Below are 25,255 nucleotides of genomic sequence, written 5' to 3'. Positions count from 1 at the left end.
GTTTTTTAATATAAATGGCAAGCAACACTATGCCCTGACTTCACCTCCTTTAAAGCAGGCTTCGTTAATGAACATTCTGCCATTGCCTTTGGACATCTTGGATGGAATGGACAGCCTGTTGGTGGATTAGCAGGACTTGGTATATCTCCCTCTAAAACAATACGACTATTTTTCTTTCTCGGATCTGGCACTGGTATTGCAGAGATTAAAGCTTGTGTATAAGGATGCAACGGCTCATCATAAATATGTTCCTTATCGGCTATCTCTACAATATTTCCTAGATACATCACACCGATTCGATCGCTCATATGCTTGACCACACTTAAATCATGCGCGATAAACAAGAATGTTAAATCAAACTCATCCTGAAGTTCTTTTAATAGATTAAGAACTTGTGATTGTACAGATACATCTAAGGCTGAAACAGGCTCGTCTGCTATAATGAGCTTTGGTCTAAGTGCAAGTGCCCGAGCAATGCCAATACGCTGACGCTGACCACCTGAGAACTCATGCGCATATTTATAATAGGCATCTTCAGGTAAGCCTACTTTTCTTAATAGTTCCATTACCTCGCCTTTTAATGATTTCAATGATTTGTTGCTGAAATTCATAATGGGCTCTGCAACAATACTCCCAACCATTTGCATCGGATTTAATGAGGCGTATGGATCCTGAAATACCATTTGAATATCTTTTCGTATATCCCTTAAAGATCTCCCTCTCAGGTTTGTAATATCTTTACCGCCAAAGATAATTTTTCCATCTGTTGAGTCTAATAATCTTAAAATTGTACGTCCAGTTGTAGATTTTCCACAACCAGATTCCCCCACTAGCCCTAATGTCTCACCATTTTTAATGGTAAAAGAAATGTTATCCACTGCTTTTACATGACCGACAGTATGCCTTAAAAAACCACCTTTAATTGGGTAATATGTCTTCAAATCTATAATTTCTAATAGGTTTTCCTTTTCTTGTTTTACGATTGTTTCATTCATGCTGTCAGCTCACACCCTTTCTAGTATCACAACTCTCATAAAGTAAACACGATACCTCATGTCCCTGATCTATAAAGGAAAGTTGCGGCGTAACATTTCTACAATCAGGCATAGCTGAAGGACATCTATCAACAAACCGGCAACCTATTTGAGGCATATTTTTTAACGAAGGTACAATCCCCTGAATGGTCGTTAATTTTTCAACTTCTTCATCGATTCTTGGTATAGAAGCCATTAATAGCTTTGTATAAGGGTGCTGAGGGTTGTGGAACAAATTATCTACATTTGTTCGTTCTACAATTTTTCCTGCGTACATAATGATTACTTCATCACACATTTCGGCTACGACACCTAAATCATGTGTAATAAGCACAATGGACATATCATTCTTTGCTTGAATTGTCTTTAATAAATCTAAGATTTGAGCTTGTACTGTCACATCAAGTGCCGTAGTTGGCTCATCTGCAATTAATAGTTTAGGTTGACAAGCAATGGCAATGGCAATCATAACCCTTTGTCTCATACCACCAGATAATTGGTGTGGATACTCATCTACAATTTGATCAGCTCTCGGTATACCGACTTGTTTTAATAAGTCAATTGCTTTACTTTTAGCCTCTGCCTTTGACATTTTAGAGTGATTTAAGATAATCTCTTGTATTTGTGAACCTATTGTAAAAACGGGATTTAAAGATGTCATGGGTTCTTGGAAAATCATACTGATATCTTTTCCTCTAATCTTATTCATGTCATCACTAGAATAATTTTCTATGTTTTTGCCTTCAAACCTAATTTCTCCGCCTGTAATTTTGCCAATCCCTTTTGGAAGAAGCTGCATAACTGAAAGTGACATGACACTTTTTCCACATCCAGATTCACCGACTACCCCAATAATTTGACCAGATTTGACTGAAAAAGAAACATCATCAACAGCATGATAAATCTCCCCATCTATATCAAAACCAGTTTTAAGGTTTTTCACTTCTAACATTAAGCTCATTTAATATCACACCTTTAATTTTTTTACTAAAAATCACTACATCCTTTATGTAAGCAACAGAAACATATGTCTAAAATGTATTCTTAAAGTAAAAGATGTAAAAAGAAATTAGCTTTTGGATTTCTTTGTAAGATTCAATATTCCGAAAAATGAAATCAAACGATGTTAAACTTATTTCAAAATTATATTAGCTAAAAAAAATATCAAATTTTAAAGAGAAGTCTCCATCACATAAAATTGACCCTTTTTTCCAAATGTAAAAGTAACTGGATCAGTATATAATATTCTGACAATTAGGCGTAATGCTATTTTATCTGGAAATAATACATTTAATCAAGTGAATTTTTACAATTCTTATAATATTCCAAATAAATCAAGCCATACAACTATGGCATTTCAAATTAGATACTTTAAAATTCATCACACTGAATATTTGTTCATTTTTAACTTTATTTGCCTAAAGTATCATTTTTTTATTTTATTAAAATAACGATAACCCACTTAATTGATCCATTCATTCTACGCCGAAATTTACTTTTATTTGGAAAACATGATTATAAAAGGATTTTAATAGTTTATCTAGTTCATAGAATGATACTAAATTTTCCGAATTATTATTAATGAATAATTTTATTTACTAAAGTACTAAATGAATGAAGTGTATTATATTACATTAAAAAAACAAATTATTTTTACAATTCCTTTAATCTATATGCCATACTTCTCTTCAAAGTTAACATCGTTAATTTCCTTCTAATCACGTCGAATAAACACAAAAAAACAACTATCAACAAAAATATCGATAGTTGTTTCTATGCATTTACTCTCTTTTATATTCCAGTAACTCTATGTTTTACTACTACTTTTGCAAGATTACTGATTATAGCTCTCCAGCTTTTAACTTGCCATGCCACTCTTTTAAGAATGGAATATCTTCTTCTTTGATAGCACCTGATTCATTTGCTGCTTCAATTAGATAATCAAAATTTGTTAACGATACATATTGAATGCCAGCCTCATCAAACGCTTGCTCAGCGCGTGGAAGGTTATATGTGTAGACACAAACTACTCCTAATACTTCACAGCCAGCTGCACGCAATGCTTCTACTGCTGTAATGGAAGATCCACCTGTAGAGACGATATCCTCCACAACCACTACTTTTTGTCCTGCTGCGTATTTTCCTTCAATTTGATTGCCACGGCCATGCTCCTTCGCTTTAGAGCGTACATAAACCATTGGTAATTCTAAAATATCACTTACCCATGCTGCATGTGGAATACCTGCTGTAGCTGTTCCTGCTACAATTTCTGTCGCACCGAAGTTCTCTTTGATGACAGAAGCTAAACCATTTGCTAATTGTTTACGAATAACTGGATCGGAAATTGTTAAACGTGTGTCACAGTATATAGGTGATTTAATACCAGATGCCCATGTAAATAGCTCTGTTGGATTTAATTCTACAGCTCCTACTTTTAACATAGCGTGTGCAATTTCATTTTGTAATGTCATAATTTATGCCTCCCATAATTCACTTACGATTTTATACGCTGCTACTGGATCCTGTGCACCAGTTACAGCACGTCCCACAACGATGAGTGATGAACCATCACGTTTTGCCCCATCAGGTGTTGCAATACGTTTTTGATCGTGTGCAGCACCACCTGCTAGTCGAATTCCAGGTGTTACACGTAGAAACTCATCTCCACACGCCTCTGCAATCGCCTTTGCCTCATGCACAGAGCAAACAACACCTTGTAAGCCAGCTTGCTTTGTCAGACCTGCATAGTGCAGAACAGACGCTTGCAAAGAAAGAGCAATTTTTTGCTCTGCTTGCATTTGTTCTTCTGTTGTGGATGTTAATTGTGTAACAGCTATTAGTGCAGGACGTTCTTTGCCTGCAGGTGTTCCCGCTTCAAGTCCTTCTAGAGCGGCTTCCATCATAGGACGTCCGCCTGCAGCATGGACATTGACTAAATCTACGCCCAATTTTGCTAGACCCTTCATAGCAGAGCCTACTGTATTTGGGATATCATGTAATTTTAAATCAAGGAAAATATCATGACCTAAATCCTTTACTTTACGAACGATATCAGGTCCTTCTTGCATATATAATTCCATACCAATTTTCACGAAAAGAGGCTCATTGAACTTTTTAAGAAAATCGAATACTTCTTTTTCTCCTGGAAAATCTAGAGCTAGTATAGGTTTCGTATTCATCAACGATGGCTCCTTCCAATAATCTCTGTTATATGTTCTACACCTAATGCATCCAGCTTTGCTGGTAACTCTTCAATGATGTTTGGACAGACGAAATGGTCAACAAAGTTAGCAGTTCCTACTGCTACAGCTGAAGCACCTGCGGACATAAAATCAATGACATCCTGTGCTTCCGTTACACCGCCCATACCAATTATCGGAATATTGACAGCCTTGTACACCTCATAAACCATTCGTATTGCTACAGGTTTTACAGCTGGCCCAGACAGTCCACCTGTGCCATTAGCAATGACTGGCTTGCCTGTACGCTCATCTAAACGCATACCAACCAATGTATTAATCATCGTAATCCCATCTGCTCCACCTGCTTCAACAGCTAAGGCAATATCAACGATGTTCGTAACGTTTGGTGATAGCTTCACATAGACTGGCACTTCTGACACAGCCTTGACAGCCTTGACAAGCTCGCGTGCTGTAGCAGGATCTGTTCCAAATTGAATACCACCACATTTCACGTTTGGACAAGAAATATTTAGCTCCAATGCTTTGACATTCGGTGCTGCTGAAATACGGCGTGCTACTTCCACATAGTCTGCCGTCTCTGTTCCAGCGACATTCGCGATGATAGGTACATCATAATCCTCTAAAAATTTTAATTCCTCATTCATCACTTTTTCAATGCCTGGATTTTGTAGACCAATGGCATTTAACATCCCCGCAGCTGTTTCGGCAACACGTGGCGTTGGGTTACCTGCACGAGTTTCGACCGTTGTTGCCTTAATCATGATAGCACCTAGTTTTGACAAATCATAAAGCTGTGCATATTCACGACCAAAGCCAAAGCAACCTGAAGCTGGCATAATAGGGTTTTTTAAATCTAAGCCTGGTATTTGAATTGTTAAACGACTCATAGTGCCACCGTTCCTTTCGGGAAAACTGGACCATCAGAACATACTTTAACATAGTCTTTTTCAACTTGATCAGTTGTTTTACATACGCATGCAAAGCAAGCTCCAATACCACAGCCCATACGCTCTTCAAATGATAAATAGCCTTCTTTTTCAGGATAAAAGCCTTCTAATGCTCTTAACATTGGTAATGGACCACAGGAATAAAAAACATCAAACGCTGGTGCATGCGACTCTAAGACAGTTGTCACAAAGCCTTTTGTACCTTTCGAGCCGTCCACCGTCACATAATGCGTTTCACCAAGTGCACTAAATTCATCCTCATAAAAGCAGACATCCTCTGTTTGGAAGCCTAAAACATGGATTGTTTTCACACCACGAGCATTCAATTGTTTGGCTAGCTCATGTAATGGTGGTACACCAATACCACCACCAACTAGTAGTGCTGTACCTCCCTCTTGTACTGCATCTACTGGGAAACCATTCCCAATTGGCCCAAGCACATTGACCTGCTGACCTTCTCGATTCGTCGCCAGCACTTTCGTACCACGCCCCTCAGCACGATAGATCATTGTGAACTCGTTGTTGTCTTTATCAATATTTGCAATACTAATTGGTCGACGTAAAAGCGGCTCCAGTGAATCTGACACCTTTACATGGACAAACTGGCCAGGAGTCATCTCCTGAACCAGTTCACCATGAAGTGTCAGTTCGAAAATGTTTGTCGCAATTTGCTTTTGAGAGACGACCGTCATTTTCTCTTGACGTATCATATTAGTGTACTACCTCCGCTTTTGGCATTTCTTCTGCTGTAAATGTCATGGATTCGATGACACGTACCATTGCTTCTGCCGTATCTAAAGATGTTAGACAAGGTACGCCGTTTTCTACAGATTCACGACGAATTCGGAAGCCGTCACGAGCTGGTTGCTTCCCTTTTGTTAATGTGTTGACAACAAGCTGAGCTTCCCCATTTTGGATAAGGTCAATCAATGTTTGTCCTTTCGCGCCAATCTTGCCGACAACATCTGTGCGTACGCCTGCTGCTTCAAATGCTTTTGCTGTACCTTCAGTAGCTACAATGCGATACCCTACTGTTGAGAAACGTTTTGCTAATGCGATTGCTTCTTCTTTATCTTTATCAGATACAGTGAATAATACTGTACCTTCAGTTCGAATTTCCATACCTGCTGCAACTAAGCCTTTATAAAGAGCTTTTTCTAATGTTGCATCTTTCCCCATTACCTCACCAGTAGATTTCATTTCAGGTCCTAATGTAATGTCTACACGACGTAATTTAGCGAATGAGAACACTGGTACTTTAACAAATACGCCTTTTTGCTCAGCTGCTAAGCCTGTTGGATAGCCTTGCTCTACAATGGATTTGCCTAGGATTGCTTTTGTTGCAATATTAGCCATTGGGATATTTGTAATTTTACTTAGGAACGGTACTGTACGTGATGAACGTGGATTCACCTCGATGACAAATACTTCGTTTTGTGAAATCACATATTGGATATTCATTAAGCCGATGATGCCTAGTCCCTTCGCAAGACGAGTTGTATAGTCAACTAATGTATCTTTTTGTGCTTGTGTTAATTTTTGCGGTGGGTAAACAGAGATCGAGTCACCAGAGTGAACTCCTGCACGCTCGATATGCTCCATAATTCCTGGAATTAACACATTTTCACCGTCACAGATAGCATCTACTTCAATTTCCTGTCCTGTTAAGTAACGGTCTACTAATACTGGATGATCTGGAGATGCCTCTACCGCGTTTTCCATATAGTGCTGTAATTCTTCTTGGTTATAAACAATTTCCATTGCACGTCCACCAAGTACATAAGAAGGGCGAACAAGTACTGGGAAGCCTAGACGCTCACCAATGACAAGGGCTTCCTCTGTAGAAACTGCTGTTTCTCCCTGAGGTTGTGGAATATCTAATTCACGTAGAGCCTGCTCAAATTTATCTCGATTTTCTGCACGGTCAATATCCTCTAAAGATGTGCCTAGGATTTTTACGCCATTTGCAGCTAATTTATCAGCAAGGTTGATAGCCGTTTGACCACCAAATTGAACAACAACTCCAATTGGTTGTTCTAAGTCGATAATATGCATTACATCCTCAATTGTTAATGGCTCGAAGTATAATTTATCAGAAATCGAGAAGTCTGTTGACACTGTTTCTGGATTTGAGTTGATAATGATGGCTTCATAGCCCGCTTCTTGAATCGCCCATACTGAGTGTACAGTGGCATAGTCGAATTCTACCCCTTGGCCGATTCGGATTGGACCTGAACCAAGTACCACAACAGAAGGTTTTTCTGACTTAATCGATTCATTTTCATCTTCATATGTCCCATAGAAATATGGTGTTTCTGATTCAAATTCTGCTGCACATGTATCGACCATTTTATAGACTGGAATAATGCCATGCTCTTTACGATAAGCGTAAAGATCTTCTGCTGTCGTTTCCCAAAGCTCAGCAATTTTCTTATCTGCAAAGCCTAAACGTTTAGCTGTTCGTAGTACTTCTTTGTCATTCTTATTATCAGCAAGCGTTTGTTCCATATCCACGATATTTTTAAATTTATTTAAGAAGAATAGATCAATTGCTGACCATTCATGAATTTGCTCAATTGTTACACCTCGGCGTAAAGCTTCACCGATGAAGAATAGACGCTCATCCCCAGCTTTGCGGATACGTTTTTCAATCCAAGAATCTGAATTTTCCTCAGCATGTTTTAACTCTAAGTGTACTTGACCTGTCTCAAGAGAACGAACCGCTTTTAGCATAGCTTCCTCAAAAGTACGACCTAACGCCATTACCTCACCAGTAGCTTTCATTTGCGTACCAAGATTACGTTTAGCAGATTCGAATTTATCGAATGGCCAGCGAGGAATTTTAGCTACGATATAGTCCAGTGCAGGCTCAAAGCAAGCATATGTTGATCCTGTTACAGGGTTTTTAATTTCATCTAATGTTAAGCCTACTGCAATTTTAGCTGCTAGCTTAGCAATTGGATAGCCTGTTGCTTTTGATGCTAATGCAGACGAACGAGAGACACGTGGATTTACTTCGATCACATAGTAATTAAAGCTATATGGATCAAGTGCTAGCTGTACGTTACAGCCACCTTCAATTTTCAATGCACGAATAATATCTAATGATATATTACGTAGCATTTGGTTTTCTCGATCCGACAGTGTTTGCGTTGGTGCTACAACGATTGAGTCACCAGTATGAATCCCTACTGGGTCAACGTTTTCCATGTTACATACGACAATCGCATTGTCAACCGCATCACGCATTACTTCGTATTCAATCTCTTTATAGCCAGCGATCGATTTTTCTAATAGACATTGCGTCACAGGTGAATATTTTAAACCAGATGTCACAATCTCTTCTAAGTCTTGATCGTTGTAGCAAATACCGCCCCCTGTACCGCCAAGTGTAAAGGCAGGTCGAACAATGACAGGGTATCCAATTTTCGCCACAAATCTTTTCGCTTCATCTAAGTTATGAATAATATCAGACTCAGGAACTGGAGCTCCTAGCTCATACATTAAATTACGGAATAAATCACGGTCCTCCGCTTTATGGATTGCATCTAATTTTGTACCAAGAATTTCAATCCCAAGCTCATCTAGAATACCTGATTTGTCTAATTCGATTGCCATATTTAGACCCGTTTGACCACCAAGTGTTGGTAAGATCGCGTCTGGGCGTTCTTTACGTAATATACGAGATACAAAATCAAGAGTAATTGGCTCAATATAGACTTTGTCAGCAATTTCTGTATCCGTCATGATTGTAGCAGGGTTTGAGTTGATTAAAATAACGCGGTAGCCCTCTTCTTTTAATGAAAGACAAGCTTGTGTTCCTGCATAGTCAAATTCTGCTGCTTGTCCGATAACAATTGGGCCTGAGCCGATTACTAAAATAGTTTCAATATCTATACGTTTAGGCATGTTGTTTCCCCTTCCCTGCTTCTACTTCCATCATTTCGATGAATTCATCAAATAAGTGGTTTGAATCTTCTGGTCCTGGTGATGCTTCTGGATGATATTGCACTGTGAAAATTGGATATTTCTTATGACGCACACCTTCACATGTTCCGTCATTTAACGCGATATGTGTTAATTCTAAATCAGTATCTTTTAAGGATTCGATGTCGATGGCATAGCCATGGTTTTGTGATGTTAAATCTGTACGACCTGTGCGTAAATCTTTTACTGGATGGTTACCACCACGGTGTCCAAATGGTAATTTAAAGGCTTTCGCTCCACTCGCTAAAGAAAAGATTTGGTGACCTAAACAGATACCGAACATTGGCACTTTTCCAATTAAGTTACGTACCGTTTCAATGCCTTCTTGAACATCTTCAGGATTTCCTGGTCCATTCGATAGCATGATGCCATCTGGATGCCAAGCTAAAATTTCCTCAGCTGGCGTATTGTAAGGAACTACTAGCACATCACAATCACGTTTGTTTAATTCACGTAGAATACCATGCTTCATTCCATAATCAATTAAGACAACTCGTTTACCACGCCCTGGAGATGGATAGGCAGCTTTTGGTGATACTTCACGAACATGGTGCGTAATGGCTGGCGTCGCTTGTAATTGTGCCACAATTTCATCCACATTTACTTCTTCATCAGCAGCTGTCAATATCGCTTTTACTGATCCTTTACTGCGAATAATACGTGTTAATTTTCGTGTATCAATCCCCTCAATTCCTGGGATATCCTTTGATGTCAAATAGTCAGCTAATGTTAAATCACAGCGGAAATTTGAAGGGTTTTTAGCCAGTTCACGTACAACGAATCCACGAATGGCTGGTGTAATCGATTCAAAGTCATCACGGTTAATTCCGTAATTACCAACTAAAGGATAAGTTAATGTGACAATTTGTCCATAGAATGAAGGATCTGAAATCGTTTCCTGATAACCTGTCATCCCTGTTGTGAATACAACCTCACCTTGTGAAGCGCGCTCGCTACCAAATGCTGTACCTGTAAATACTGTGCCATCTTCTAAAACTAGTAAACGTTTTTTCATTACTCTGCCTCCTGATATACGATATTGCCTTCAAAAATCGTTAGTACTGGCCAACCCTTTGCCACCCAGCCGTTGAATGGTGTATTACGACCTTTTGATACAAAGCCTTCTGCATCAATCGTTTGTTCTTTTTGAATATCAATTAAAATCATATCAGCTGAAGCGCCTACTTCTAATGTGCCATATGGCAGATCAAAAATCTCAGCTGCTCTCACTGTCATCCAATCAATTAATTGTTTTAACGTCCACTTTCCTGTTTCTACAAATTGTGTATAAAGTAGTGGGAAAGCTGTTTCGAAACCTACAATTCCAAATGGTGCGCCAACCATTCCGCAGCATTTTTCTTCTACAGTATGTGGCGCATGATCTGTTGCGATGCAGTCGATTGTGCCATCAAGTAGTGCTGCATGTAGAGAATCTTTATCATCAGCTCCACGTAATGGTGGATTCATTTTCCAATTAGCATCATCAGATGGAATATCCATTTCTTCTAGTAATAAGTGATGTGGACAAACCTCTGCTGTGACACGAATTCCTGCTGCCTTTGCATCCCTTACCGCACGCACAGATTCCTTCGTCGATACGTGACAAACATGGTAACGAGCGCCAGCTGCTTCTGCAAGTAGTACATCCCGTGCAATTTGTACGGATTCACAAATGGAAGGTATTCCTGGAAGGCCAAGCTCTTTATTACGCTTTCCTTCATGCATCACGCCATCATAGATTAAAGAGTTGTCCTCACAATGTGCCACAACGACCATATCGTGCTTGGCAGCATCTTTCATTTGCTCATACATCGTAGAGGCCAGCTGAATGCCAACACCATCATCTGAAAATGCTACTGCTCCATGTGCTTTTAATTCTTCGATATCTGTTCGAACCTCACCCGATATATCCTTTGTTAGGGAACCATATGGGAGTACTCGAATAACAGAGCTGTCCTCAATGAGCCCATTGATGAGCTGCATGTTTTCAACCGAATCAGGTACTGGCTTTGTATTAGGCATTGCACAAATTGTTGTAAAGCCACCTTTTGCTGCTGATGCCGAACCTGTTGCAATGGTTTCCTTATGCTCAAATCCTGGCTCTCGTAAATGTGTATGAACATCGATAAAGCCTGGTGCCACAATCAAACCATTTCCTTCAATCAACTCTGCACCTGCTACAGTCACATCCTGACCAATTGCCGTAATCTTTCCGTCTGCCATTGCAATATTGACTGTCTCCAGTTCACCTTGTTCATTTAGCATTTGTACATTTTGAAGTACCTTTGTCATGTTATTCTCTCCCCTTTAAAATGGTTTCCATAATAGCCATCCGTGTGTAGACACCATTCCGCACCTGTTCAAAAATTCGAGAGCGATCACACTCTACTAACTCAGAAGCAATCTCGACATCACGATTTACGGGTGCTGGATGCATGATAATGGCTGATTCTTTCATTTGCTTTTCTCGTTCAATCGTTAAACCAAACTCCTGATGGTAACCCTCTTTCGAGAAGCTTTTATTCACTTTATGACGTTCATGTTGCACACGAAGTAACATAATGACATCACTTATTTCGATTAAATTTTCCCATGAATGATGCGCTTCAAAACCGCCAGACCATTCTTCTGGACAAAGGAAATGAACATTTGCCCCTAAATTTTGTAATGCTGTTGCATTTGATTTCGCTACTCGACTATGAGAAATATCTCCAGCAATTGTGACATTTAACCCTTCAAAATAGCCAAACTCTTTTTTGATGGTATAAAGATCCAATAAGGATTGTGAAGGGTGTTGCCCAGCACCGTCCCCTGCATTAATAACGGCTACATTAATACCGTCCAGTAGCTCATTGTAATACTCATCTTCTGACGCTCGAATGATGACTGCATCTAAACCAATCATTTCTAACGTTTTGACAGTATCGTACATCGTTTCCCCTTTCGTAACACTCGAAAACCCTGCATCGAAAGGGATAACATGACAGCCAATTTTGTATTCTGCCATTTCAAAGCTTGTTTTTGTACGAGTACTTGGTTCAAAGAATAAATTGGCCACTTTGTGTGTGCGAGATAACGATGATGTTTCACCATTTTCAAATGCTTGCGCAAGATCTAGGATTTGGTTAATCTCTTCTGTTGTTAAATGTTCCATCGATAATAAGTTCTTCATCATGTGACCTCCATTAGGTTGTGAGTCGTGAACGTCTTATGTATGACGTTCTTTAAGTCAATTTCGCCTTGGCGTAATTGCGTCCGGATTTTGAATTGGGCTTGCACAATTCAAAATCCGTGACAACCGCCGTAGGCATTATCTTCAATCATCCTCTTTCTTAAGGTGATGATTGAAGATAATCAGAACCACCAGTATAACTGGTGGTTTGCTCTGCGCGTGAAACGCTGGGGTACTGGCCCATGTCTAAAGACATTCTGAATGGTCCGTCAACCGCACTCCGTTTTCACACAAACCGCTAAAGCGGCTTACTTATTTTTTCTTTCTCTTGATTTCTTCTCCTGTGAATGGGTCAATGAATTCTTTCATCGTCATTTGATCTTGCAGGATATCTTCTTGTAATTGATTTTTTATATACTCCTGTATCTTTTTCTTATTTCGGCCGACTGTATCCACATAGTATCCTCGACACCAGAATTGACGATTACCGTATTTATACTTTAAATTTGCATGTCGGTCGAAAATCATTAGACTACTCTTCCCTTTTAAATAACCCATGAACGCAGATACACTCAATTTCGGAGGAATACTTACCAACATATGAATATGGTCAGGACAGGCTGTTGCCTCTATGATTTCTACATCTTTTCTTTCACATAATTGGCGCAATATTCTTCCAACATCTGCTTTAATTTGACCATAAATAATCTGCCTTCTATACTTTGGCGCAAAGACGATATGATACTTACAATTCCACGTTGTATGTGCTAAACTTTTATTATCCATTTATGGTGGCTCCTTTCGTACGAAGTCGGTTGACTAGACCTGACTTTATTGTACGTTTGGAGTTTTTTTATTGTCCATAGCTAAAAGCTTTCCGGAACCCCCTGCATAGCAGGGGGTTTTCAAAGCACACAAAAAAGGCCCCGTTGATGTCATCAACGAGGCATGAGGAGGCGTGACAAACTACAGCAAGACATACATCCTACTTCAGCCTGTCCACAACTTCCCTTTTTTTGCCTCTCTGGACAATTCATTAAAAGGTACTTCTATGAATCTTTATTTTGATTGTATGGTACGGGTACATCAGCTTCTTTTTTACCTGGCAGAATCGCATTTAATAGCACACCGATAATCGCTGCTAATGCCATTCCTTCAACACTCAATGATTCTGAGATAACAAATTTGGCACCGCCAATGCCAATGACTAAAATCACTGAAGCAATCACTAGGTTACGACTGTTACCAAAATCAATATGATTATCTACTAGCATACGTAAGCCACTTGCTGCGATAATTCCGAAGAGTAGGATGGAAACTCCACCTAGTACTGCGGTTGGAATCGTTGCGATTACTGCCATTGCTTTCCCGAAGAATGATAGTAAGATGGCAACCACTGCTGCACCTGCAATAACGTAGATACTGTATACTCGAGTAATGGCTAGTACACCAATATTTTCACCGTACGTTGTTTTCGGAGGACCGCCGATTAAAGCACTGACAAATGTTCCGAGCCCATCACCTAGTAGGGAACGGTGTAAACCTGGTTCTTTAATATAATCTCGATTTACTACTTTTCCTAATACCAGTTGATGACCAATATGTTCAGAAATTGTTACGATCACGATTGGTACCATGATAAGAAGGATTTTTGTTGTTATTTCAAATTCATAATGCACACCTGGTATTAAGAAATCAGGCATGGCGAAGAATTTTGCTTTGGCAATCGGTGTATAGTCTACTATGTCAATCATCATGGAGTAAATATACCCTACAATTAAGCCAATCAAGATTGGCATAGTACTTAAAATTCCTTTAAAGAAAATCGTAAAGATGATAGCTGTAAAGACTGTAACTAAAGCCGCCGAGAAGTGTAAAAAGCTATACTCCCCATTGACGTTCATCGCCATATTCACAGCCGTACCTGATAGTCCAAGTCCAATAACCATGATTACTGGTCCTACCACGATTGGCGGCAAAATTTTCATAATCCACTTATAACCACTTTTCCAAATGATTAAGGATACAATTCCGTACGTAATGCCGACTGCCATTGCACCAATCATGGCATTGCCTGGGTTTACACTTGAGCCGTTTTCATTTAGTCCACCAGCAGCAAGTAAGATTGGTGCAATAAAGGCAAAGGAGGATCCTAAATAAGCTGGTACCTGAAATTTCGTAATTAGTAGGAAGAATAATGTAGCAATTCCGCTCGTTAAAAGGGCAATCGCTGGGCTAAGGCCTACTAACTGCGGCACTAAAATCGTTGATCCAAACATCGCAAACATATGCTGGAAACTTAATGTCACTAGCTGAAGCGGGGTCGGTTTATCCTTAATATCTAAAACTGCATTTGACATACTGTTTCCTCACTTTATTGTTCGTCTTCTTTGTAAATAATGACGCAATCTTCTCCGTCTACTTCTTGTAAATTAACTACGATGCGCTCAGATCCAGAAGTTGGAACGTTTTTCCCTACATAGTCTGCTCTAATTGGTAACTCTCGATGTCCTCTATCCACTAGAACGGCTAGTTGAATTTGTCCTGGTCTTCCTAGATCCATCACTGCATCTAGAGCTGCACGTACTGTTCGTCCTGTATAAAGTACATCATCCACTAAGATGATCTTTTGATTTTTCACTTGATACTCGATATCAACTTGTTCTACATGTGCTTGTTCATTTTCATGTTTTGTTGTTAAATCATCTCGGTAAAGTGTAATATCAAGTTCCCCTGTACGAATCGGTTTACCTTCAATTTTTTCAATTCGCTGTGCCAAACGTCTGGCTAGAAAGGCACCTCGTGTTTTAATGCCAACTAAAATACATTCATCGATTCCTTTATTACGTTCTATAATTTCATGGGCAATACGTGTTAATGCTCGTGTCATTGATGGGCCATCTAATAATTCATTTTGTGCCATATTCGTATCCTCCTCTCTTCAATCTATTGTCGGCCATGTGTCCATAAAAAAACCTCTCGAGGCGAATAGCCTGAGAGGGTTGTATACGTGTCGAAAAAGCATGTTGGAAAAATTTGCAGCACAAATTTTCACAACACTATCACATGTCCCTTCTCAGCCTCTCTGGACTGCTATTAAAGGTGAATATTTAGTTATGTTGTTCATTCACTGTCGTTAGTATAGACTTTCTTTTCGTATACGTCAATGCCTATTTCTTAAATCATTTAATAATTGTTCATAATCAGCAGGAAGTGGTGTTTCAAACTCCAAATATTCTCCAGATGAAGGATGATCGAATCCTAAAGTCGCTGCATGTAAAACTTGTCCACCAAAGTCGATTGTTTTTTTCGGACCATATTTTGGATCTCCAACAAGTGGGAAACCAATATAATTCATATGCACACGAATTTGGTGTGTACGTCCTGTTTCTAAACGACATTCCACAAGCGTATAGTCACCAAAACGTTCAATCACTTGGAAGTGTGTAACAGCATGTTTACCCTTATCAACGACTGCCTGTTTTTGTCGATCTTTTTGATCACGTCCAATTGGCGCATCAATTGTTCCCTTATCATGTGCAATATGCCCGTGGACAAGGGCAATATATTTACGAGTAACCGTTTTATTAACTAACTGATTGACTAATGATTCATGGGCCGTATCGTTTTTAGCAACCATTAATAAGCCTGATGTATCTTTATCGATACGATGAACGATACCAGGTCGTAGCACACCATTAATCCCTGATAAATCTTGACAATGATACATTAATCCATTTACCAGTGTACCTCCCATATGGCCCGGTGCTGGATGTACCACCATACCCTTAGGTTTATTCACAACAAGGACATCTGCATCCTCATACACGATATCTAAATCTAGGTTTTCTGCGACTACATCCAATTCTTCAACTTCCGGTACATCGATAGCAATGACGTCACCAGCTTTAACCTTATATTTTGCTTTCACAGCATCACCATTTACTTTGATGACTCCCTCACTAATCCAGTTCCCAACTTGCGTGCGGGACCACTCTGATTGTAAGCTTGAAAGTGCCTTATCAATACGCTCTCCTTGCTGCTGTTCTTCGATTGTATATGTTACTTGCGTCATTGTTTCACCTGTTTCTTCTCTTTTTTATCTTCCATAATTAAGCCAATCATCAGCACGACAACTGCTATTGTTAATGCAGCATCTGCGACATTAAAAATAGGGAAATCATAATTAATAATTGGAATTAAAACATCTACAAAATCGACCACTTCTCCTCTAAATAGACGGTCAATAAAGTTTCCTACTGCACCACCAAGCAAGAGCATTAAGCCCACTTGAAAAACAGGCTTTCCTTTTGCTTCTTTATGATAGAAATAGACAATCGCACAGATAACAGCAACTGTCACAATACTAAACAACCACATTTGCCCCTCTAGCATTCCCCATGCTGCCCCTCTATTTCGATGAGACAAGATACCAAACCATGGGTCCCATACAGCAATGCGTTCAGCATATTCCATATTTTTCACAATTAGCCATTTTGTCCATTGATCCAATAAAACGACAAAAGCAGCTAATCCATAATATTTATACACAGACATTCCTCCGTTCACTCAACATCTTACCTATTCTACCATAACAGCACCATTCACAATAACTAATATCATATCAAAATATGGCGGATACCCAATCTCTTTGCGGGAATATAAAAAAGCTATTCCTATTACGTTTAAGCAATAGAAATAGCTATAAGTTATTGGGTTATACGGTTTCAGATTCCTTTGAATGCACTCGCTTCATGAAGTCATTGACATCAGCAGGAACTTTACGATCTAGTAATGACACGATAATAACAGATAAGAAGCCAACAGGCACCGTCACAATACCTGGAATTTTAAACTGTAAGAAGCTTGGTAACGTTCCTGGTAAAAAGATCATCCACATAGATACGCCAAGTCCAATTAGTAATCCTGCAATAGCCCCCTTTTCTGTCATGCCTCTCCACCAAATACCTAATATAAATATTGGTGTGAATGTACTTGCTGCCACAGTAAAGGCGAGCGCCACTAAATGACCAATGGATGCATCCTTTACAAGTAATCCCAATGCTCCATATAAAATACCTAATAATACAATGGCCACTTTCCCTGCAATAACACGTTGTTTTTGTGTAATATCCTTTTTCATGATGTTGGCATATAAATCATGAGCTAGTGCGCCTGAGCTTGTAATAAACAGTCCTGAAAGATTGGAGAAAATAGCTGCAAATGCTCCTGCTATGACTAATCCAAGTAGCCATTTGCCACCTAGTGCAAGGGCTGTAGTAGGAATCACCATATTATTTCCACCTAGCACTAAATCGCGCATAACTTCCTCACTAGCTGTTCCAGAAATGAAAATAGATCGACCTACAACACCTAAATAAACAGCTAATAGGAAGAACGCACTTGCAATCCCAATGGCCATGAGTGCAGATTTACGGGCTGCTTTAGCACTCGGATTTGTATAAAATCGTAATAAGATATGAGGAAGTCCAATTGTTCCTAGCGCTAACCCAATTGTCATACTAATTGTTTGCCAGAATGTTGGGAAATAGAAGCCCGTGCCTGTCCAAGCAGCACCATCAAAGTTTATATCATTGCCATCTAAGGCATACGGTGAAGTGCCTGTGATTGGACCACTAAATGAATGGATGGCTGCTAAAATTTTATCGTAATGTAAACCACCATAAACCGCTGCAATTAACATCACGATAAACGCACCAAGACGAATCCATAACTCTAATGCTTGGTTGATGGTTGTCCCTTTCATACCACCAATTCCTACATAAAAAATCATAACAACACAAGTAAAAATAATGCCAAATTCATAAGAAGTACCAAAAAACATACTTAAAATTTGTGCAGCACCTAATAATTGGGGAGCTGCATAAAAGCCGGAAATAGCTAAAACCACCGCCACCGCTACAAGCCGTGCTCGTTTACTGTGAAAACGATAGCCTAAAAAATCTGCAACGGTAAATGCACCAAAACGTCTTAAAGGACCCGCCACAAAAATCGCTAATAATGTTAACCCAATGGAGAAGCAAAAAGCATAATAAGCACCATCATATCCAAGTTGAAATGTTAAACCTGCGATGCCCAGGAATGTTGCTGCACTTAAGTAATCCCCACCAATGGCAGAACCATTTGTAAACCATCCGAAGCTTCGGCCACCTACAAAGAAATCCGATGCGGTTGCATTTCTTTTTGTTAAATACGTAATGTATACAATCGTTCCCATCAAAGCAATGGTCATTAACATCTTTGGTTCTAATAGAGCTTCCATCATTCAACATTTCCCCCTTTATTCCAACTACTTATTTGCTATATCGTATTTTTTTAGTCGTTTCTCGTACATAGCAGTGTGAACATATGCAATAATAAATGCCATAGCCATCATCACAATTGTTGTCACAAACCATGTGACTGTCATACCACCCCAGATCCTCTTGAATGCAAATGCTGGCGCAAACCAATTCATAATAGGGATACTAAAAATCACAATAAAGTAAAATATCGATAAACCTAAACCTGTTTTAAATTCATCTTTCATAATTTTGTTTGTTGTTGCATCTAAAGGTGGTAGATCTTTCACATCAACTGTTCCTGCTTCTACATAGTCATAATCATGACTGCCTACTTCCGCCATAAGCCAACTCCCCCTTTTCGTATCAGTAAATAATTATCTGAAATTTCAAATTATTATTCACTACAATTATTCTATTCTATTTCAACTTCAATATAGATATAAAATTTTGCTGTATTAGTACAAATAATTGCTATTTTAAGTTAAAATATTTTTATCTTTTTATTCGTAGGAGGCTGGTAGCATTTTAAAGGTGGTATGGTATATGGAAAGCTCATTTGACAAGCAGCAAATGAGTGAATGGTTAAAAGAGGTTTTACCAAACGCTTTAGAGGAATGTAAAATGCCTAAGCCAGAAGATGAGGTCATTATTGTCTATGAAGTAAACCGGTTATTTGATTGGGTAAAAATTAATCGCTTAAAAAGAAACTATCCTAATAGTATAATTGTCCCGTTTGTTACAGAACACCTCACCTACTCGACTGGTATAGCAATTGAATTAGTTTTACCTGCACTTCTCATAAAACCATTACAAAAATCAAAATTTTTACGAATCGTAAAAAAACTGTACACATCCTATCAGGAAAAAAAAGCAAGTACACTCACAATGCTTGAGCTATCACAACAAGTATCCCAACAACATACCTCTCCGTTCAGAGAAGCATTTTTAAAACGTCTGATCCGTGGAGAAATTGACGATGAACAAGAAATTATACAATCCGCATCATTTTTATCGACAAGCTGTATTCCTAATATTGTATTTTTAATTCAGGGCTATATTGATGGAGACGATAAGAGAGCTATCCCACATGATGCGAGTAGTAGTATTACAACCGTTTTTCGCCAATACTTTGCTGACAAGGCCCCATTATCCTTTTTACATTTTGAACGCTATTTACTACTTCTTATGCGAATTCCGTCTAAGTACAACTCTTTTAAACATTGGGCAGAGGGTGAAGCCTGTCTATTAGAGGTGATCGAGACACTAAAAAAGGACCACTCTATTCATCTATTTATGGGGATTGGTGGTGTATTTCAGGATGCTATGCATGTGAAGGAATCCTATAGTCAGGCTAGAAAAGCACGTAGAAAACCACCTATCCATAACATTCACATCAGGTATTACGAAGATTTAACAAAGCATGAGCAGCTTCAAAAAGCTATTCAGTATATTGAAGAACATTATGACGAACAGCTGACCATACGTGATGTTGCAAAATATATTAGCTTTAGCCCAACTCATTTTAGTAGACTATTTAAAAAAGAAACGGGTCGCAATTTCGTTGACTATGTTGCTTATACGCGCATTATCAAAACCTTACCTTTTTTACGCAAGTACGACTACACCGTAGAAAAAATCTCCTCCACCTGTGGCTTTAATACACCAAATTACTATAGTTTAACCTTTAAAAAATATGTAGGAATCTCTCCAACAGACTACCGCAATACGACAGAAATTTTATTTAAATAATCTAGAAAGAATCTGCAAAAACCTCATGAAAAAAAGCAAGCCCCCATCAAGGAGACTTGCTTATCATCTACATGAGAATGCAGATTCTTATTTTTCATAGCATTACACGTAATATTTTTCTACAACTTCTGCACAGCGAGCGCATACTGTAGGTTGTGCCTCATTTGCACCAACTGTTTCAGAAATTGACCAGCAACGCTCACATTTCTCACCTGTCGCCTTCTCAACAACAATGGAAACATGCTCAAGTGCTAAAGCTTCAGCAGGCGCTTCTTCTATGGCAGCTACCTCGAAAGCTGAAACGATGGAAAGTTGTGCAAAGTCAATGTTGGCATCGTTCAATAATGCGACAATGTCCTCTTTTGCATAGACAGTCACTTTTGCTTCAAGTGATTTACCAATTGTTTTCGCATTACGTGCTTCCTCTAATGCTTTTAAAATATCATCGCGTACATCAATAATTTTTTCCCATTTTGTGCGTAGGCTGTCAAAATTCGCTTGAACATCTACCTCTGGGAAGTCCGTTAATTGAACAGAAGCCTCTTCTACAATACCTTGAGCATTTAGGTAAGACCACATTTCATCTGTTGTATGTGGGATAACTGGTGTCATGATTTTAACCAATGTCATTAATGTATCATAAATAACTGTTTGCATCGCACGACGATCTTTATTGTCATGACCCTCAATATAGACAACGTCTTTTGCAATATCCAGATAGAATGAAGATAACTCTACAGCAACAAAATTATTGACTACATGATAGACAGCAGCAAAATCATAGCGATCATATGCAGCACGTACAGTTTTTAAGACATCTTGTAAGCGCATATACACATATTGATCCATTTCACGAAGCTCTGCATAAGCTACACGATCTTTCTTAGGATCGAAATCAGCAATATTACCATGTAAGAAACGGAATGTATTACGAATTTTACGATACACTTCAGATACTTGCTTTAACATATCCATAGAAATGCGCACATCTGCTGTATAGTCAACAGAAGCAACCCATAAACGAAGAATGTCTGCGCCATACTGATCCATTACTTTTTGTGGGATAATTACATTCCCTAAAGATTTACTCATTTTACGTCCTTCACCATCAAGAACGAAACCATGTGTTAAAAGTCCTTTATATGGTGCATAGCCGTTAATCGCTACAGATGTAATAAGAGATGAATTAAACCAACCACGGTGTTGGTCAGAGCCTTCTAAATAGAGATCAGCTGGATATTTCATGCCACGTTCTACCAGTACACCTTGGTGTGATGAACCTGAATCGAACCATACGTCCATAATATCATTTTCTTTTGTGAATTCACCGTTCGGGCTTCCTGGATGTGTAAAGCCTTCTGGCAATAATTCTTTTGCTGTTTTTTGGAACCAAATATTTGATCCATGCTCACGGAATAATGCTGAGACATGACTAATTGTTTCAGGTGTAATAATTGGTTCACCATTTTCAGCATAGAAAATCGGAATCGGCACACCCCAAGCACGTTGACGTGAAATTACCCAGTCTCCACGATCACGAATCATATTATAAAGACGCGTTTCTCCCCAAGCTGGTGTAAATGCTGTTGCTTTTACAGCCTCTAATAACTCTCCACGGAATGCTTCAACGGATGCAAACCATTGAGGTGTCGCACGATAAATAACAGGCTTTTTCGTACGCCAGTCATGTGGGTATGAGTGCGTAAAGAAATCAAGCTTTTCTAACGCTTCTACTTCTTTTAGTTTTTCTGTTACTAGTTTATTCGCATCATTATAAAACACGCCTTCAAAGCCTGGTGCCTCATCTGTATAACATCCACTATTATCAAGAGGGCTAAGAATACCTAAACCATACTGTTTACCAATATGATAATCGTCTTCCCCGTGTCCTGGTGCTGTATGAACACAACCAGTACCCGCTTCAGCTGTTACGTGTTCGCCTACCATAATAAGAGATTCACGATCATAGAATGGATGCTGTGCTACAATACGATCTAGTGCCTCACCTTTTACTTCCTGTACAACCTCATAGTCTTCCCATCCAAGCGTATTTGCCACTGACTCTAATAATTCTTTGGCGATGATGAATTTTTTATTAGCCACCGCTACTACGACATAGACAAATTCAGGATTCAAAGAAATCCCTAAGTTTGCTGGTAATGTCCAAGGTGTTGTTGTCCAAATAATAAATTTTGCGTCTGCTGGTACAACACCTTTTGCATCCTTAATAGCAAAGCTTACATAAATGGACGGTGATTTGATATCCTTATATTCAATTTCAGCTTCCGCTAGAGCAGATTCAGAAGATGGTGACCAATAAACTGGTTTTAATCCTTTATAGATATAACCTTTTTCGGCCATTTTACCAAATACTTCAATTTGACGTGCTTCAAACTCAGGCTTCAACGTAATATAAGGATTTTCCCAATCCCCACGAATGCCTAATCGACGGAATTGTGTACGTTGATTGTCAATTTGCTCATACGCATACTCTTCACAAAGTTGGCGGAATGCTGCTACTGACATTTCTTTACGCTTTACACCTTTGTTCGTCAATGCTTGCTCAATTGGTAAACCATGTGTATCCCAACCTGGAATATAATTTACATGGTAGCCAGTCATAGAACGATGACGTGTAATCATATCCTTCAATACTTTATTTAAAGCATGGCCGATGTGGATATCACCATTGGCATATGGAGGGCCATCATGTAGAACAAATTCTGGGCGATCTTCCGTACGCTCCATTTGTAATTTGTTAATATCCATAGCATTCCATTTTTCTTGCATTTTTGGCTCATTTGCCGGTAAGTTTCCACGCATTGGGAAATCTGTTTTTGGCATTAATAAAGTATCTTTGTATTCAACCATTAAAATTCCTCCTTTATTTTACATAAACAGGTAGACATTCTTCTCATACGACAGTTATTGGCAAACTTATCTAAAACGATTCGGGAACAAACAAAAAAAGCCCTCAATCCCACTAAGGGACGAGAAGCTTCTACTCGCGGTACCACCCTACTTGTAGCACAAAAAAATTGCACTACCTCTTAAAAGCACATTTAACGTCGTGCATCACGAAATAACCTACTTTTTTCAGTTATTTAGCTCAGAAGTGATGTTCAATGCTAGTTGTATGTTTGGGCTCTCACTGTCCCCAAATCGCTTAACAACGCCTAACAAATACTGTCTTCGTCTCTGCTTTTATGCATATCTGTTCAAAATAATTACTATTACAAAGTATATGAAATTCAAACAATCGCGTCAAGTTTCATTTGTCAATTGCAACAATTAAAAAGAAAAGTTAAATATCTTCAGAATCCTGTGCTTCCTCAACAGATGCTTGAATTTCTGTTAAATCAATATCATATTGCAGCAAATGATCCCAGTCATCTGCATTAAGTAAATCAAGCTGTGCTTCTACAAGCATCTTGAAACGATTACGGAATACCTTAGATTGCTTTTTAAGCTCATCAATTTCAATCGTCACCTTACGAGCCTTCGTCAAAGCTTCATTGACAATTCGATCAGCATTTTTTTCAGCTTCTTTTACAATGAGCTTCGCCTCTTTTTGAGAGTTTCTTCGCACTTCATCAGCCGCTTCTTGTGCAACGACAATAGACTTCTGCAAAGTTTCTTCTAAGGAGTTAAAATGTCTCGCTTGTTCTAAGGCCATCTCTAATTGTTTATCAACTTCTTTTTTTTCACGAAGCAGAATTTCATAGTCTTTAATAATCTGATCTAAAAATTCATTTACTTCATCTTCAGCATAGCCTCTGAAGGCTTTTGTAAACTCCTTATTATGTATATCAATAGGTGATAATGGCATACAATCCTTCTCTCCTTTACATGTACATTCGTAATTCCTATTATACAATTGTTCCGACAACTTAGCAGTAAAAATTAATGAAATTTACTTCACTTTCAGCTTTTTTGGGCCAATCGACCGACTTGTAGACGGATTTTATCTTTTTTTGTTCGGCCTTCAGTCATAATAATTTTCACACGACCACTTCCTCGTATCGATAAAATATCTCCCTCTTGTAATTCAAAAGCAACTGTGTCTCGTTCTGTCCAATTAACACGTACTTTTTTCCCAGTAATGAAAGCTTGAGCTTTTTGGCGTGATACATTTAAGACAGTCGCAATAATTACATCTAAACGCATCGAAGATACCGTATGAGATTCCTCCAACCATTCTTCCTCATTTACAATAAGGGAATCCGCTTCTTTTAAAGACTCAATATGCACCTTTACTTTACCAATACCCGTTAAATGTAAACGAACATATTCTGCTACCTCCTGAGCTACAATGAATTGCACCTGGTAATCATTAACTCGAATATCACCAAATTTACCACGGTTTAAACCTAATGATAGCAATGCACCTAAAACATCAGGATGTCGTAATTGAACAAATTTCACAGGATATTGAATCGTAAATGCCACCAACTGAAAGTCTTCTTCTGTCGCTTCATAGTAAGTAGGAAAAATGAGCATACGCTGCCTTTCTGCTCCATCAAATAAACCTGTGCATGCCGTTTTCAGCGTATCATCCTGCCCGATAATAGAGGTCACAATAAAACGTTGTCTTGGATCAAGAAAATCTGTCAGCTTAGGCGCATAACGATCTTCCACCTCACGTTGCCAACTTATTACCTGTTCAATAAAGGGTTGTTCTTCTTTTCGAAAATGCTGGATTAAGTGTTCCATCTTGTTGTCTCCTCTTTCACTAGTTCCGTTTTGCTTTGTTAGTTGGAAACTTAGTATTCCCAATTAATGACGTTTGGACATCATTGTTTTAAAAATTTTTTATTAGTCGCTTTAGTAGCGGAGTAATTCTTTTTTACTTGATACT

21 protein-coding genes and 1 other annotated feature are annotated in these 25,255 nt (G+C 38.7%); of the genes, 1 reads left to right on the top strand and 20 read right to left on the bottom strand.

What is annotated here, in order from left to right:
- Positions 1-5 precede the first annotated feature (5 nt).
- From MHB40_RS05005 to MHB40_RS04925, 17 genes are all read right to left on the bottom strand, one after another.
- Entirely contained in the window at positions 6-995 is a 990-nt protein-coding gene (locus MHB40_RS05005) for an oligopeptide/dipeptide ABC transporter ATP-binding protein (RefSeq protein WP_205441882.1), read from the bottom strand.
- A 4-nt stretch (positions 996-999) separates the two neighbouring features.
- Entirely contained in the window at positions 1,000-1,995 is a 996-nt protein-coding gene (locus tag MHB40_RS05000; protein ID WP_342442661.1) for an ABC transporter ATP-binding protein, read from the bottom strand.
- An 880-nt stretch (positions 1,996-2,875) separates the two neighbouring features.
- Positions 2,876-3,505, bottom strand: coding sequence for an orotate phosphoribosyltransferase (pyrE, locus tag MHB40_RS04995; RefSeq protein ID WP_016994265.1), 630 nt, complete (start codon positions 3,503-3,505; stop codon positions 2,876-2,878).
- 3 nt (positions 3,506-3,508) lie between these two features.
- On the bottom strand, positions 3,509-4,213 hold the full coding sequence (gene pyrF / locus MHB40_RS04990) for an orotidine-5'-phosphate decarboxylase (protein WP_205441880.1): 705 nt from the start codon (positions 4,211-4,213) through the stop codon (positions 3,509-3,511).
- Positions 4,213-5,124 carry a dihydroorotate dehydrogenase gene (locus tag MHB40_RS04985; protein WP_131521611.1) on the bottom strand — a complete coding sequence of 304 codons (912 nt, stop codon included), beginning with the start codon at positions 5,122-5,124 and terminating at the stop codon, positions 4,213-4,215. Before MHB40_RS04985 ends, pyrF begins: the two co-directional genes overlap by 1 nt.
- Positions 5,121-5,894 carry a dihydroorotate dehydrogenase electron transfer subunit gene (locus MHB40_RS04980; protein ID WP_205441879.1) on the bottom strand — a complete coding sequence of 258 codons (774 nt, stop codon included), beginning with the start codon at positions 5,892-5,894 and terminating at the stop codon, positions 5,121-5,123. The genes MHB40_RS04985 and MHB40_RS04980 overlap by 4 nt, the downstream gene beginning before the upstream one ends.
- 1 nt (position 5,895) lies before the next feature.
- Complete coding sequence (gene carB / locus MHB40_RS04975) at positions 5,896-9,093, bottom strand: carbamoyl-phosphate synthase large subunit (RefSeq protein WP_342534062.1); 3,198 nt, start codon at positions 9,091-9,093, stop codon at positions 5,896-5,898.
- Entirely contained in the window at positions 9,086-10,186 is a 1,101-nt protein-coding gene (gene carA / locus MHB40_RS04970; protein WP_205441877.1) for a glutamine-hydrolyzing carbamoyl-phosphate synthase small subunit, read from the bottom strand. The genes carB and carA overlap by 8 nt, the downstream gene beginning before the upstream one ends.
- Complete coding sequence (locus MHB40_RS04965; protein ID WP_342534061.1) at positions 10,186-11,463, bottom strand: dihydroorotase; 1,278 nt, start codon at positions 11,461-11,463, stop codon at positions 10,186-10,188. Before MHB40_RS04965 ends, carA begins: the two co-directional genes overlap by 1 nt.
- A 1-nt stretch (position 11,464) precedes the next feature.
- Positions 11,465-12,343 carry an aspartate carbamoyltransferase catalytic subunit gene (locus MHB40_RS04960; RefSeq protein WP_205441873.1) on the bottom strand — a complete coding sequence of 293 codons (879 nt, stop codon included), beginning with the start codon at positions 12,341-12,343 and terminating at the stop codon, positions 11,465-11,467.
- Positions 12,344-12,655: 312 nt separating this feature from the next.
- Positions 12,656-13,129 carry an IS200/IS605 family transposase gene (gene tnpA, locus MHB40_RS04955; RefSeq protein WP_036129052.1) on the bottom strand — a complete coding sequence of 158 codons (474 nt, stop codon included), beginning with the start codon at positions 13,127-13,129 and terminating at the stop codon, positions 12,656-12,658.
- Between the two features lie 263 nt (positions 13,130-13,392).
- Complete coding sequence (locus tag MHB40_RS04950; RefSeq protein ID WP_205441871.1) at positions 13,393-14,703, bottom strand: solute carrier family 23 protein; 1,311 nt, start codon at positions 14,701-14,703, stop codon at positions 13,393-13,395.
- Positions 14,704-14,717: 14 nt separating this feature from the next.
- Entirely contained in the window at positions 14,718-15,266 is a 549-nt protein-coding gene (pyrR, locus tag MHB40_RS04945) for a bifunctional pyr operon transcriptional regulator/uracil phosphoribosyltransferase PyrR (protein WP_205441869.1), read from the bottom strand.
- A 240-nt stretch (positions 15,267-15,506) separates the two neighbouring features.
- Positions 15,507-16,418, bottom strand: a complete 912-nt coding sequence (locus MHB40_RS04940) for an RluA family pseudouridine synthase (RefSeq protein ID WP_205441867.1) — start codon at positions 16,416-16,418, stop codon at positions 15,507-15,509.
- Positions 16,415-16,894, bottom strand: coding sequence for a signal peptidase II (gene lspA, locus MHB40_RS04935; RefSeq protein ID WP_004227346.1), 480 nt, complete (start codon positions 16,892-16,894; stop codon positions 16,415-16,417). Before lspA ends, MHB40_RS04940 begins: the two co-directional genes overlap by 4 nt.
- 166 nt (positions 16,895-17,060) lie before the next feature.
- Positions 17,061-18,629 (bottom strand): cation acetate symporter, encoded by a 1,569-nt coding sequence (locus tag MHB40_RS04930; RefSeq protein WP_205441865.1) that lies wholly within the window; start codon positions 18,627-18,629, stop codon positions 17,061-17,063.
- Between the two features lie 24 nt (positions 18,630-18,653).
- On the bottom strand, positions 18,654-18,989 hold the full coding sequence (locus MHB40_RS04925) for a hypothetical protein (protein WP_205441863.1): 336 nt from the start codon (positions 18,987-18,989) through the stop codon (positions 18,654-18,656).
- 202 nt (positions 18,990-19,191) lie between these two features.
- On the opposite strand from MHB40_RS04925, the gene MHB40_RS04920 reads away from it, so the two are divergent.
- A complete protein-coding gene (locus MHB40_RS04920) occupies positions 19,192-20,397 on the top strand; it encodes an AraC family transcriptional regulator (RefSeq protein ID WP_342442657.1) in 1,206 nt (401 codons plus the stop codon).
- A 102-nt stretch (positions 20,398-20,499) separates the two neighbouring features.
- Here MHB40_RS04920 and ileS read toward each other — a convergent pair whose 3' ends face one another.
- The 3 genes from ileS to MHB40_RS04905 all read right to left on the bottom strand — a co-directional run bounded on the left by ileS (position 20,500) and on the right by MHB40_RS04905 (position 25,110).
- Positions 20,500-23,268 (bottom strand): isoleucine--tRNA ligase, encoded by a 2,769-nt coding sequence (gene ileS, locus MHB40_RS04915; RefSeq protein WP_342442656.1) that lies wholly within the window; start codon positions 23,266-23,268, stop codon positions 20,500-20,502.
- A gap of 112 nt (positions 23,269-23,380) precedes the next feature.
- Positions 23,381-23,605: a binding site (T-box leader), on the bottom strand.
- Positions 23,606-23,701: 96 nt separating this feature from the next.
- Positions 23,702-24,226: a DivIVA domain-containing protein gene (locus MHB40_RS04910; protein WP_131521621.1), complete on the bottom strand. Its 525-nt coding sequence runs from the start codon at positions 24,224-24,226 to the stop codon at positions 23,702-23,704.
- Positions 24,227-24,321: 95 nt separating this feature from the next.
- Positions 24,322-25,110 (bottom strand): RNA-binding protein, encoded by a 789-nt coding sequence (locus MHB40_RS04905; protein WP_342442655.1) that lies wholly within the window; start codon positions 25,108-25,110, stop codon positions 24,322-24,324.
- Positions 25,111-25,255: the final 145 nt, after the last annotated feature.

It is taken from the genome of Lysinibacillus sp. FSL K6-0057, from assembly GCF_038630885.1.
Taxonomy (GTDB): domain Bacteria; phylum Bacillota; class Bacilli; order Bacillales_A; family Planococcaceae; genus Lysinibacillus; species Lysinibacillus fusiformis_F.
This window is presented reverse-complemented; position numbering and strand designations above follow the sequence as displayed.

What these genes read in the sequence shown, in the direction of transcription:
- MHB40_RS05005 (WP_205441882.1), bottom strand. Translation starts at nt 995, where the DNA reads ATGAATGAAACAATCGTAAAACAAGAAAAGGAAAACCTATTAGAAATT.
- MHB40_RS05000 (WP_342442661.1), bottom strand. Translation starts at nt 1,995, where the DNA reads ATGAGCTTAATGTTAGAAGTGAAAAACCTTAAAACTGGTTTTGATATA.
- pyrE (WP_016994265.1), bottom strand. Translation starts at nt 3,505, where the DNA reads ATGACATTACAAAATGAAATTGCACACGCTATGTTAAAAGTAGGAGCT.
- pyrF (WP_205441880.1), bottom strand. Translation starts at nt 4,213, where the DNA reads ATGAATACGAAACCTATACTAGCTCTAGATTTTCCAGGAGAAAAAGAA.
- MHB40_RS04985 (WP_131521611.1), bottom strand. Translation starts at nt 5,124, where the DNA reads ATGAGTCGTTTAACAATTCAAATACCAGGCTTAGATTTAAAAAACCCT.
- MHB40_RS04980 (WP_205441879.1), bottom strand. Translation starts at nt 5,894, where the DNA reads ATGATACGTCAAGAGAAAATGACGGTCGTCTCTCAAAAGCAAATTGCG.
- carB (WP_342534062.1), bottom strand. Translation starts at nt 9,093, where the DNA reads ATGCCTAAACGTATAGATATTGAAACTATTTTAGTAATCGGCTCAGGC.
- carA (WP_205441877.1), bottom strand. Translation starts at nt 10,186, where the DNA reads ATGAAAAAACGTTTACTAGTTTTAGAAGATGGCACAGTATTTACAGGT.
- MHB40_RS04965 (WP_342534061.1), bottom strand. Translation starts at nt 11,463, where the DNA reads ATGACAAAGGTACTTCAAAATGTACAAATGCTAAATGAACAAGGTGAA.
- MHB40_RS04960 (WP_205441873.1), bottom strand. Translation starts at nt 12,343, where the DNA reads ATGAAGAACTTATTATCGATGGAACATTTAACAACAGAAGAGATTAAC.
- tnpA (WP_036129052.1), bottom strand. Translation starts at nt 13,129, where the DNA reads ATGGATAATAAAAGTTTAGCACATACAACGTGGAATTGTAAGTATCAT.
- MHB40_RS04950 (WP_205441871.1), bottom strand. Translation starts at nt 14,703, where the DNA reads ATGTCAAATGCAGTTTTAGATATTAAGGATAAACCGACCCCGCTTCAG.
- pyrR (WP_205441869.1), bottom strand. Translation starts at nt 15,266, where the DNA reads ATGGCACAAAATGAATTATTAGATGGCCCATCAATGACACGAGCATTA.
- MHB40_RS04940 (WP_205441867.1), bottom strand. Translation starts at nt 16,418, where the DNA reads ATGACGCAAGTAACATATACAATCGAAGAACAGCAGCAAGGAGAGCGT.
- MHB40_RS04930 (WP_205441865.1), bottom strand. Translation starts at nt 18,629, where the DNA reads ATGATGGAAGCTCTATTAGAACCAAAGATGTTAATGACCATTGCTTTG.
- MHB40_RS04925 (WP_205441863.1), bottom strand. Translation starts at nt 18,989, where the DNA reads ATGGCGGAAGTAGGCAGTCATGATTATGACTATGTAGAAGCAGGAACA.
- MHB40_RS04920 (WP_342442657.1), top strand. Translation starts at nt 19,192, where the DNA reads ATGGAAAGCTCATTTGACAAGCAGCAAATGAGTGAATGGTTAAAAGAG.
- ileS (WP_342442656.1), bottom strand. Translation starts at nt 23,268, where the DNA reads ATGGTTGAATACAAAGATACTTTATTAATGCCAAAAACAGATTTCCCA.
- MHB40_RS04910 (WP_131521621.1), bottom strand. Translation starts at nt 24,226, where the DNA reads ATGCCATTATCACCTATTGATATACATAATAAGGAGTTTACAAAAGCC.
- MHB40_RS04905 (WP_342442655.1), bottom strand. Translation starts at nt 25,110, where the DNA reads ATGGAACACTTAATCCAGCATTTTCGAAAAGAAGAACAACCCTTTATT.